9 protein-coding genes are annotated in these 11,387 nt (G+C 69.0%); 3 read left to right on the plus strand and 6 right to left on the minus strand.

The window, feature by feature from the left end; all coding sequences use genetic code 11:
• Positions 1-308 precede the first annotated feature (308 nt).
• Complete coding sequence (locus GVN67_RS25255; RefSeq protein WP_160000084.1) at positions 309-716, minus strand: helix-turn-helix domain-containing protein; 408 nt, start codon at positions 714-716, stop codon at positions 309-311.
• 1,174 nt (positions 717-1,890) lie between these two features.
• On the opposite strand from GVN67_RS25255, the gene GVN67_RS25260 reads away from it, so the two are divergent.
• A complete protein-coding gene (locus GVN67_RS25260) occupies positions 1,891-3,594 on the plus strand; it encodes a hypothetical protein (RefSeq protein WP_160000085.1) in 1,704 nt (567 codons plus the stop codon).
• 161 nt (positions 3,595-3,755) lie between these two features.
• Here GVN67_RS25260 and GVN67_RS25265 read toward each other — a convergent pair whose 3' ends face one another.
• Positions 3,756-4,394: an FkbM family methyltransferase gene (locus GVN67_RS25265; RefSeq protein WP_160000086.1), complete on the minus strand. Its 639-nt coding sequence runs from the start codon at positions 4,392-4,394 to the stop codon at positions 3,756-3,758.
• 487 nt (positions 4,395-4,881) lie between these two features.
• Here GVN67_RS25265 and GVN67_RS25270 point away from each other — a divergent pair, with 487 nt between their 5' ends.
• Complete coding sequence (locus GVN67_RS25270; protein ID WP_160000087.1) at positions 4,882-6,336, plus strand: PAS domain S-box protein; 1,455 nt, start codon at positions 4,882-4,884, stop codon at positions 6,334-6,336.
• Positions 6,337-6,391: 55 nt separating this feature from the next.
• Here the strand turns inward: GVN67_RS25270 and GVN67_RS25275 are convergent, their stop codons facing one another.
• The 4 genes from GVN67_RS25275 to rfbF are packed head-to-tail and all read right to left on the minus strand — an operon-like array spanning position 6,392 to position 10,113.
• Positions 6,392-7,681, minus strand: coding sequence for an NAD(P)H-dependent oxidoreductase (locus GVN67_RS25275; RefSeq protein ID WP_160000088.1), 1,290 nt, complete (start codon positions 7,679-7,681; stop codon positions 6,392-6,394).
• Between the two features lie 27 nt (positions 7,682-7,708).
• Positions 7,709-8,278, minus strand: a complete 570-nt coding sequence (gene rfbC, locus GVN67_RS25280; protein ID WP_160000089.1) for a dTDP-4-dehydrorhamnose 3,5-epimerase — start codon at positions 8,276-8,278, stop codon at positions 7,709-7,711.
• Complete coding sequence (locus GVN67_RS25285) at positions 8,275-9,333, minus strand: NAD(P)-dependent oxidoreductase (RefSeq protein ID WP_160000090.1); 1,059 nt, start codon at positions 9,331-9,333, stop codon at positions 8,275-8,277. The genes rfbC and GVN67_RS25285 overlap by 4 nt, the downstream gene beginning before the upstream one ends.
• A 3-nt stretch (positions 9,334-9,336) precedes the next feature.
• Positions 9,337-10,113, minus strand: coding sequence for a glucose-1-phosphate cytidylyltransferase (gene rfbF, locus GVN67_RS25290; RefSeq protein ID WP_160000091.1), 777 nt, complete (start codon positions 10,111-10,113; stop codon positions 9,337-9,339).
• A 346-nt stretch (positions 10,114-10,459) separates the two neighbouring features.
• Here rfbF and GVN67_RS25295 point away from each other — a divergent pair, with 346 nt between their 5' ends.
• Positions 10,460-11,368 (plus strand): glycosyltransferase family 2 protein, encoded by a 909-nt coding sequence (locus GVN67_RS25295; RefSeq protein ID WP_160000092.1) that lies wholly within the window; start codon positions 10,460-10,462, stop codon positions 11,366-11,368.
• The last annotated feature ends 19 nt before the right edge of the window (positions 11,369-11,387 follow it).

Genomic DNA, 11,387 nt, shown 5'->3' on the forward strand with positions numbered 1-11,387 from the left:
GGCCGGGGGGGGCGGCGCGATCGGCCGCGCCGCGTCAGGGGGATTCCACCAGGATGCCGTGCAGGTCGTCGATCTCGACAGTCCTGCGAGCCGGCCTCGGGTCCCGTGGCGCCTTGCGCCGCGTCGGACCGGGCACGCCGGCGATCCTGGCAGTTCTCATTCCCTATCGTAGACGACAGCGATCTTCGCGGCCGTTGGTCCGCGTGCCGGGCCTTTCGGCCGTCACCGCGGGCAGGGGGCCGCAGCCTGGAAGGGCCGCGGCCGCAGGCGGGTCGTGCAGGCGCAGCGAGGCAGCGGGTGGCTGGCCGTCACTGCACCTCTTCCAGCACCGGCTGCGGCGCGTTCGGGCTCGACATCATGCGGGCGACGGCGACGAGCGCGCTGCGGTGCCGCGGGTCGGGGATGCTGCCGAACATCTGGATCAGCGCGATGATCTCTTCGTTCGTGTTGGGCAGCGGCGTCACCAGCTCCGGCGTCACGGCGTTCGAGGCCGCGGCCAGCAGGCTGTCGGGGCGCACGCCCAGCGCATTGGCGATGGCGATCAGCCGCGTCGTCGCGATCCGGGTGGTGCCGGTCTCGTAGCGGTGCAGCTGGGCGCCGGTGACGCCGATGATCGCCGCCACCTGCTTCTGCGTCATGCCGGCCGCGCGGCGGCACTGGCGGATCTCGCGACCCATGGCGGTGTCGGAATGGGTAGGTCCACGCTTGAGCGTCATGACGCCCTCCTGAAGGCTCGGTTGTGGTGCAGGGAGTTCATCAACTCCTGCGTGGGGGACAGCAACGGATGCGAGTGGCGGGGGCCGCGGCGCATCCGGTCAGGCACTTCGTCCGGCAGATCGTCCAACATGGGCATGTGGATTTTCTCCCCCGGCGGATCGTCCGTTCCCGCTGTCTCGCAACAGGAACTTGCACCCTATGGGGACCCCGATTTGTCGCGACGAAAAGGGCGCAGGCGGAGCGGGTTTGCGATTTTCTGGAATGCGTAACCGGTCCAGAAGCGGAGGGTGACCCTCTGCCGCAAAAACCCGTGACGGCACCGCACTTTCCTCCGACATTTGTTCAAACGTGCAAAAATAGGGAGATGGCGTGGTTTACGCCCAATTTCATTCCGAAATCTAATTATGGAGACGGAGCCTGACGCATGCGACCGGTTCGCCATTACCAATCGGCAGCTCATGAAAAAACTACGTGGCAGTACACATTTGTCGGCAAAAATGGCCATTAAAGGCCGATTAACTTGGCTTTGCGTTGTGCCCAAGCTTCCACGAACTCGTGAACCTTTCTTGCGAGAAACTGGAGCGCCAAATTGAGACATAAAAATCAGCGAACCCTGTGCTTCGCAGGTTTTTCTGAAGCCCTTTCTGCAAAATCTGTGACAAGCCGCTCAATTGCCACGGTTTCCACGAGATCGGTGACCTGCACAGCGGAATCGGCGCCGGTTTCCCCTGGCAGTGCGCTGCCGCATGGAAGGGGAGGGCGGCCCTGCCGCGCCAGGAAGCGAGGCCGGATGATTTGAAACCGGTCCCTGAGACACAGGCGATGCAACGGGCCAGGTTGTTGGGAAGCCAAGAAATTCCCGGCATGGAAGTAAAGCCGCGCGCAAATAACCTATGATGGCGAGAATAACTGCTTCACGATCCCGTTATACCGCCGTTTTGTAGTTTAAACTATTTGGCAAACTGCATATCGACGGGGCAAGCCCTCATGGCAGCAAAAACCGCGCCGGCCAGACCACCTTTTCCACGGCCGATTGAATGACGCCGGAGAAAAATTCATGTGCTCGATCGCCCGTCCTGGCGCCGCAACCCCGCGGAGCAGCCCAGGAAGACTAAAGTTCCCCTGCCTGGCCGCCGCCATCGTGCCGGCGTCGCCGCGCGGCGAGGTGGCTCCATGAGCGGCGCCGGCGCCACCCAGATGTCGGGTGGCAACGAGCCCTTCCGCTGGCAACGCGTCCTGCGACAGGACACGCTGCCGGAGACCAGCCTGCGCCTGCGCCAGCTGCGCCTGGCGCCCGAGGCGGCGGAGGCCATGCTGCAGAGCCAGCACAGCCAGGCGCGCCGCATCGACACCACGGTGCGTGCCTATGCGGAGGCCATGCGCGAAGGCCGCTGGGTCGCCAATGGCATGCCGCTGATCCTGTCGCAGGGCGGCGTGCTGCTGGACGGCGTGCAGCGCCTGGCCGCCTGCATCGAGGCGGAGACCGCCTTCGACACCCTGGTGGTCGAGGGCGTCGACGACGCCGCCTTCCACACCATCGACCAGCACCGCCCGCGCTCGCTGTCAGGCATCCTGCGGCCGCGCGGGGTGGTCAACCACCACCTGCTGGCCAATCTGCTGATGCGCCTCGTCCGCTACGACGAGGGCAACATGACCAAGCCGCTGGCGCCGCGCGCCTCCTGGACCCAGCTGGAGCAGCTGCTGGCCAACACGGATGCGCATCGCAAGGCGCTGGCGCAGAGCCTGTCGATGCCCGGCTCGCCGCTGCCGGAACCGGTCCGCACCATGATCCTGTTCATGGGCCACCAGGTGAATGCCGGGCTGACCGACCGGCTGCTGCATGCGGTGCAGTATCCGGCGCAATGGCCGCCGCATGAGCCGGGCGTGCTGCTGCGCCACGAGATCGAGCGTGGCGGCCTGAGCAACAGCCATCTGATCGCGCTGTCGATCAAGGCGCTGAACGCGCTGCTGCGGGCCGAGCCGCTGCGCCGGCTGACCTGGGTCGAGCGGACCGGCGCGCAGGGCGCTGCCGAGCCCTTCCCGGAGCTCGATGGCTATCGCGGCCTGGCCGCGCTGCAGGCGGGCAAGGCCGACGGCACCGATCCGGCGCTGGAGGAGGAGGCCTCCCCGGCCGAGATGCGGGTCGAGGCGATCGATGCCAGCCAGGCCATGCGCTATCTGCGCATGAACGTCGCCGGCCGGCGGCCGGTGAAGTCGCATGTCGACGCCCTGGCCCGCGACATCCGCCGCGGCCGCTGGCTGACCAATGGCCAGCCGATCTGCTTCTCGCGCAGCGGGCTGCTGATCAACGGCCAGCACCGGCTGCTGGCGGTGATCGCGGCGCAGGGCCAGATCATGGCCCCCGTGGTGCGCGGCCTGCCGGAGGAGGCCTATGCCACCTACGACGCGCAGCCGCGCCGCCTGGTGCGCAGCCAGGTCGCCGAGGGCAATTTCGGCGACCAGGCCCTGGCCGTGGCCATGGCCAACCTGCTGTGGCGGCTGGAGCGCAAGACCCCGGCGATCCGCAGCAAGCGGGCGGCGGCGACCGAGATCCACGAGATCCTCAGCCAGAACCCCCGGCTGCTGGAGCTGCGCGGCTTCGCCCGCAAGATGGTGGAATACGGCCGCTCCTCGGTGATGGGCTATGGCGCCTATGTCATCGAGCGTGACGACCCCAAGCTGTCGCCGGCCTTCCTGAACGCCCTGGCGACGGGGGCCGACCTGCCGGCCGGGCATCCGATCCTGGCGCTGCGCCGCGGCCTGCAGAAGCTGCGCCGCGACAATGCCAGCCAGGCCGACCAGCTCAGCGCGCTGCTGGCCGGCTGGCGCCAGTACAAGGCGCACCAGGCGAGCGAGAGGGCGCGGCTGCCGCGCTGATCCTGCTGGCGCCCCGCCTGGACACCCTGCGCTACGGCGCCTCAGCCGGCCCTCGGGCCGGCTGAGGCCGTTTTGGGGGCTGGCCTGCCTGGACGGCCGGCCAGCGCCCCGCAGCGCCGCGCCTGAGCGTCAGCGTGGCCATTGGCAAAGAGGGGGGGGGATCAGCCGCGCGAGGCGTGCAGCGTCAGCGGGTCGAGCCAGTCCAGCCGGAAGCCGGCGCCGCGCAGCAGCGCCTCGACCCGGCCGGGCCGCGCCGGCGGGCCGTCGAGGGCGATGACGACATGCCGCAGCCCGGGCTGGCGCAGCGTGCCGCTGAGCCCGAGCAGCACCTCGAGCTCATGCCCGGCGACGTCGAGGCGGATCAGCTGCGGCAGCAGCGAGGCGTCCTGGGCCAGGATCGAATCGCCGGTGGCCAGGATGATCTCCGCCATGCCCTGCGGCGCGGCCAGGCCCTGCTCGGCCAGGATGCTGGCCTTGCCGGCGCGGTCGGACAGGGCGAAGGGCAGCACCAGGATGTTGTCGCGCGCCTCGACGGCGCCTTCCAGCCGGCGATGGCGCTGCGGCAGCGGCTCGAAGGCCAGCACCGTGCCATGCGAGGCGACGCATTGCGCCAGGATGCGTGTATGCGCCCCCGACCGCGCGCCGATATCCCAGACGCAGTCGCCGGGCGCGATGGCCTGGCGCAGCGCGCGGATGGCCACGCTCTCCTGGCCGATGCGGCGCAGCAGGCCGAAGGCGAGCATGCCGACGCCGAGCTGGCGCAGCAGCGCGCGGCCCCGAAGGGCGGCGGGCACCATCATGCTGGCAGCATCATTCGGGCAGGATCATGCGGGCAGGATCATGCGGGCAGGGTCTCCATCGGCGCGGCGCCACGGCGCGGCCTAGCAGGACGCTAGCAAAGGCTGCCGCCGTGACAACGATATTCGTCGATCCCGCGGCAGTTTCACGGCCATCCTCCGGCCAGCGCGACAGCGCGCGAAAGCCGTTCTGACCACAGCGAAATTTTCTTGAGGGCATCGAATAATTTTCCCGCGCCGCGGCTGGATTGCATGGGACAACGGACAGGGCCGGATGATTCGTCGCTGTCTGTGCCTGCGATTTAGAAGAACTATCCTCTAGGAACTGTCTAAGAATTCGCGCAAGGATGCAGCGGAGGGGCAGAATCGCCAGCTGGAGACAGCATCGGGAAACCGCGCCCCCGCCGGACCGACCTCGCGGCGGCCCTGTCACCAGGGGCGCCGCGCCGGGCGCGCGAGAGGCGCGCCAGACCGAGACAGAGGAGACATCGTGACCGAAGGTCCGATCCAGCCCGTGCAGCCGCCACCCTTGCCGAGGGAGGAGCTCTTCGAGGGGCTCCTGGCCAGCGCGACGGACTTCGCCATCTTCACCCTGGGCCCGCAGGGTGCGGCGACGAGCTGGAACCTGGGCGCCGAGCGGCTGTTCGGCTTCAGCGCCGCCGAGATGCTGGGGCAGAGCGCCGACCTGCTGTTCACCGAGCAGGACCAGATCGGCGGGGTGCCGGCGACGGAGCGCGAGACGGCGCGGGCCGAGGGCCTGGCCGCCGGCGAGCGCTGGTACCGCCGCAAGGATGGCGCGCTGTTCTGGGCCTCCGCCTCGCTGACGCCGCTGCGCGGCCGCAGCGGCGCCAGCCAGCAGGGCTTCGTCAAGATTGTGCGCGACCGCACCGAGCAGCACCGCGCCGAGCAGGCGCTGCGCCGCAACGAGGAGCGTTTCCGCGTGCTGGCCACCAGCATCCCGCAGCTGGTCTTCCGCACCCGCCCCGACGGGCAGCGCAGCTGGGCCAGCCCGCAATGGCTCGCCTTCACCGGGCTCAGCCTGCGGCAGAGCCAGGGCTTCGGCTGGCTGCAGGCGATCCATCCCGAGGACCGCGAGGCGACGCGCGCCGCCTGGGACCGCGCCGGCAAGCGGGGCGAGTACTACATGGAGCACCGCGTCTGGAGCGCCGAGGCCGGCCAGTACCGCTGGCACCAGACCCGCGCCCGCCCGGTGGAGGTGAAGCACGCGGAGGCGCGCCACGCCGAGGCCAGGGGCGCGGATGGCGGCGACCGCGGCGACTGGGTCGGCACCATGACCGACATCGAGGACCTGCGCAGCCTGCAGGGCCGCCAGCAGGTGCTGCTGGCCGAGCTGCAGCACCGCACCCGCAACCTGCTGGCGGTGGTGCAGTCGATCGCCATCCAGACCATCCAGAATGCCAGCTCGCTCGACATCTTCACCGCCGAGTTCAAGGGGCGGCTCTCCGCCCTCGGCCGGGTGCAGAGCCTGCTGGCGGAAAGCGACGCGCAGGACATCGACCTGCATGCGCTGCTGATGGCGGAGCTGACCGCGCATGGCAGCGGCGCGCTGGGCAATGGCCGGATCAGCATCGAGGGCCCGGCCGTGGCGCTGCCGGCGCCGGCGGCGCAGGCGGTCGGGCTGGCGCTGCATGAGCTGGCCACCAACGCGGTGAAATACGGCGCGCTGACCCAGCCCGAGGCGCGGCTCTCCGTCGTCTGGACGGTGGAGAGCATCGGCAACCAGCAGATGGTGCGGCTGGAATGGCGCGAGCGCGACGTCGTCATGCCGCCCGATGACGGCACCCGCCGCCGCGGCTACGGCACCGAGCTGATCGAGCGCGCGCTGCCCTATCAGCTGAAGGCGCAGACCAGCCTGGAATTCTTCCCCGATGGCGTGCGCTGCATGATCGGCGTGCCGCTGCTGCCGAAGCCGCCGCCGGAATGAGGAAGGGGCCCCGCGCCATCCGGCGCGGGGCCCCTGCCTCGTCGTGCCGCGGCGGTCAGAGCGCCATTTCGAACATGGCGTCCTGCTCGGCGCGCAGCCGGTCGATCAGCCGCTCGGCCGGGAACTCGACATCGTCATAGGTCAGCACGGCATCGCGCGGCAGCGGATGCTTGACGATGCAGCCCTCGGCCAGGCCGATCGGCAGCAGGTTCTGCGAGCGCGCCACCTCGTAGCGCTCGGCCTGGCCATAGGTCTTGTAGCCGCCGAGCCCGTCGATGACATCGCCCGGGGCCAGGGCCACCTTCGCCGTCGCCACCACGTCGACGCGCGGGCCCGCCAGCGGCTGCAGCACCGGGTCGCGGCACAGCACCACGCGGGCGACCGAGATCGGCACCTCGAAATGGCAGAGGTGGTAGGGGGTGTAGAAGCTGTAGAGCGGCCCCTCGCCGAGCTTGTAGAGGTTGAGGTAGTGCCGCTGCTTCGGATCGGCATGCGTCGCCAGCACGAAGACGCCCGGCCCCGGCTTGCTGCCCACGGTATAGTCGACCGCGCCGCCGCAGGCGCGCAGCGCCTCGATGTCGTAGTGCTGGGTCAGCTCGTCGACATGGCCGGGATGGGTGATGCCGGTCATGCCCCGCTGCAGCACCGACATGCCCGTGGCATTGGCGACGATCGCCTGCTCGAAGCTGATCTTGGTGCCGTCGGCGAAGCTGGTCACCATCGCCGGGTCCTGGCCCCATTTCTTCGCGAATCCCTCCTGGGTGGTGGGATTGCGATAGGGGTCCTGGAGGCCCTTGATGTTGCCGCAGAGCAGCGGCGTCAGGCCGATCGACTGGACGAACCGGAAAAGGTTCATCTGCACGCCCGGCTGGTCGCCGTCGGAGCCGGTGAAGATGACGCCGGCGGCATCGGCCTTGCGCTTCAGCAGCGGCCCCACCGTGCCATCCAGCTCGGCGTTCAGGGACACCATGTCCTTGCCGTGCTCGATGGCGGCCAGCGTGATCATGGCGCCGTAATCGATGGCCCCCGTCGCGTCGACCAGGCAGTCCAGGTCGCCGCGGCAGAGCAGCAGCGGGTCCTGGGTGATGGCCGGGCGGCCGGCGGCCATGCAGGCGGCGAGGCCGGCATCGTCGGCGACCTCCACCACCTCCTCCAGCCCGGCGACCTCGAAGGCGTGGCGCGCCTTGTCGAGGCTGCGGTTGCAGATCACCGACAGCACCATGCCTGGCACCGAGTTGACGATCTGGTTGGCGATGCCGCGCGCCATGAAGCCGGCGCCGAACATGCCGACGCGGATCGGTGTGCCGGCGGCGGCCCGCTCGCGGAGCAACCTGTCATAGATCATGTCGCATCCCCTCTTGAGGCCGTGTGGTCAACGCAGGCCGAGCAGCGCTTCGGGCCGGTGGAAGCCGGGGTCGAAGGCTGGCCAGCTGAGATCCTTGTCGGAGACGCTCACCGGCTCGGCCGGCCAGGCGATGCCGAAGCGCGGATCGTCGTAGCGCAGGCCGCGCTCCTGCCCGGGCATATAGGCGTCGCTGGCCAGGTAGAGCGTCTCGGTGTCGTCGCGCAGCGTGATGAAGCCGTGCGCGAAGCCGCGCGGCACGTAGAGCGACAGCCGGTTCTCCGCCGAGAGCTCGACGCCGAGCCAGTCGCCATAGCTCGGGCTGTCCGGCCGCAGGTCGATGATGACGTCGTAGAGCGCGCCGTGCAGGCAGCGGACGACCTTCACCTCGGCCGCCGGCGGCAGCTGGTAATGCATGCCGCGCAGCGTTCCCGCCTTGCGGTTGAAGCTGTTGTTGATCTGCACGAAGCGGCTGGCCGACAGGCCGGCGGCGGCGAATTCCTGCTCGCAATAGGCGCGGGCGAAGAAGCCGCGCTCATCCTCGCGCGGCTCCAGCTCCAGGATGTAGACGTCCTTCAGCTTGGTCTCGATGAACTTCATGCGGCCGCCCTCGTGGTCTCGAGCTTCTCGGTCAGCGCGCCGCTGCGGATCAGCTTCTCCAGCGTCACCAGCCGGATCGCGGACGAGCTGCGGTAGTTCGGGTCGGCGAAGCCTTCCTCGCCCAGCCGGTCGCGAAGCTCGGCGATGGTGCCGGCCAGCGTCTCCTGCGGCTGGTGGTCCGGCGCCAGCTTGCCGTAGAGCTCGAAGTCGACGCGGTAGGAGCGCTTGTCGGGCGGTGCCGCCACGGCGATGGAGACGCTGGCTTCGGGCACCGCGGCGCCCACCGCCTCGGCCAGCTCGCGCACCTGGAAGTTCCACGCCGCGCAGCCGACATTCAGCGTCAGGAAGGCGCCGCCATTCTCGGCCGGCCGCGTCGCCGCCCAGTCGATGGCGCGCGCCATGTCGCGGACATGGATCAGCGGCCGCCAGGGCGTGCCGTCGCTCAGCACGCTGACCTCGCGGTTGGCCAGCGCGCCGGCGACGAAGTCGTTCAGCACCAGGTCCAGCCGCAGCCGCGGCGACATGCCGCAGGCGGTGGCGAAGCGCAGGCAGGTGATGGTCATGGCGCCGTTGTCGAGCGCCTTGAGCGACACCTCGGTCGCGATCTTGGAGCGCGCATAGGCGGTCAGCGGATTGACCGTGTCCGCCTCGGTGCGCGGCCGGCCGTCATCGGCGAAGCCGTAGACGCTGCAGCTGGAGGCGAAGACGAAATGGCCGACGCCGGCCTCGGCGGCGGCGCGCGCCACGGTGACGCTGGCCTCGTGGTTGATCTCGTTGGTGACCGCCTCGAATCGCAGCCCCATCGGATCGTTGGAGACGGCGGCGAGGTGGACGACGACGTCGAAGCCGGCCAGGTCGGCGGCGGTGACGTCACGCACGTCGCCGAAGCGCTGCTCGTCCAGCGCCGTCTCCGGCAGCGGGTCGCTGGTGGTCAGGCAATGGCCGAACCAGCCGAGGTCGAGGCCGACCAGATGCGCCGCCGGATAGCGGCGGCGCAGGTGGCGGACGAGGACAGGGCCGACATAGCCCATGTTGCCGGTGATCAGGATGCGCATGGCTCAGTTTTCCCAGACGCGCCAGGGCGCCTTGCCGGAGTTCCACATCTTCTCGAGGTGCGTCTTGTCCCGGATGGTGTCCATCGGGTGCCAGAAGCCGTGGTGCTGGAAGACGGACAGCTGCCCGTCGCCGACCAGCCGCTCGATCGGCTCGTCCTCCCAGGTGGTCTGGTCGCCGTCGATATAGTCGCCGACCTTCGGGCTGAGCACGAAATAGCCGCCATTGATCCAGGCGCCGTCGCCGTTCGGCTTCTCCTTGAAGGCCTTGACCTCGTCGCCCTCGATGCGCAGCGCGCCGAAGCGGCCCTCGGGCTGGGTCGCCGTCAGGGTGGCGAGCCGCCCCTGGGCGCGGTGCAGGGCGATGGCGCGGGTGATGTCGACATCGCCGACGCCATCGCCATAGGTCATGCAGAAGGCGTCGTCATTGGCGACATGCGGCAGCACGCGCTTCAGCCGTCCGCCGGTCAGCGTGTCGGCCCCGGTATCGACCAGGGTGACGCGCCAATCCTCAGCGCGGCTGTTATGCACCTGCACCGCGCCGCGGCCGAGGTCGACGGTGATGTCGGCGCTCTGCATCCCGTAATTCAGGAAATAGTCGCGGATCACCTCGCCCCGGTACCCCAGGCAGACGACGAAGTCGGTGATGCCGTGCGCGGCGTAGGTCTTCATGATGTGCCACAGGATCGGCCGGCCGCCGATCTCCACCATGGGCTTCGGCCGCACCGAGGTCTCCTCGGCCAGGCGAGTGCCGAGCCCGCCTGCGAGAATTACCGCTTTCATGCCTTCTCTCCGATCCTGCGTCGGCGCGCTGAGGCTGCCGGCCGGCGACCACCGCCTGTCGCCTAAATGCCTGGGTCGCTGCTATTTGCAAGACGTAATGACGTTGGAAATGCATAATTGTCGCAAGAGAAAACCGCCTTTCCTCGCCAGGTCTCAAATTGAACTACCGCGAAAACATCACGTAAATTCGATGAAAATCCATCCTGGTCTCGAGATGCCGAAGAATTATTCGAGAGGCTCGCGATTTTATATTGGACGGAACCTGTTTTTTGGTTACGTTTCCGGCCGGAATTCATGGGCGACGCGCGGCGCGTCCCGGATTCCTTATCCCAGCTGGAGGCCGGGCATGCGCCCTGAACCGGACGTCACCATCGGCATGCCGGTCCGCAATGGCGGGCAGGAAATCCGGGTCGCCTTGGACTCGCTGCTCGGCCAAAGCAAAGGCGATTTTCGGCTGATCATCTCGGACAACCAGTCCACCGATGACACCGTCGCCATCTGCGCCGACTACGCCGCCCGCGACAGCCGCGTCACCCTGGTGCAGCAGCCGGAGAACCGCGGCATCTGCGGCAACTTCCGCTACGTGCTGATGGCGGCGACCACGCCCTTCTTCATGTGGGCCTGCCACGACGACCTCTGGGCGCCCGATTTCATCGCCGCCAACCACGCGCAGCTGATGGCCCACCCCCAGGCCATCGCCAGCGGCTCGAAGGTGACGATGATCGGGCCGGAGGGGTCGCGCCCCTCCGGCGGCACCGAGGCGCTGCGGGGCCCGGCCACGGCGCGGCTGGTGGAATTCTTCCGCAACCCCGGCGAGGCCTCGCGCTTCTACTCGCTCTACCGCACCGCTGCGCTGCAGCGCAGCTTCCCCGAGGGCATCGACGTCTTCGGCTACGACTGGATTGTCCTGGCCCTGACGCTGATGGAGGGCGAGTACCTGGAGCTGCCGGAAGTGCTGCTGAAGCGTGGCGACCATCCGGCGGACCATTACCACCGCAGCCTGGTGCGCGGGCAGCGGCGGCGGCTGTACCGCGCGCTGCCGCATCTGCCGATGGCGCTGACGCTGCGCCGCCTGCTGCCCCCCGAGCAGTGGCGCGCCGTCCGCCGCCTGGTGCTGCGCCGGAACATGATCGAGGCGCTGATGTATGCCCGCTACCGCTTCCCCGCGCTGAGCCCGGCGCTGCGCCGCCTGGCGGCGCTGGAGAAGAAGAAGAACTTCTGGCCGGTGCCGCCGACCCACGGCGCCGGCGCCTGATCCGACCCTCCCCCAAACC

It is taken from the genome of Roseomonas sp. 18066 (assembly GCF_902706185.1).
In the GTDB taxonomy this organism is placed as follows: domain Bacteria; phylum Pseudomonadota; class Alphaproteobacteria; order Acetobacterales; family Acetobacteraceae; genus Pseudoroseomonas.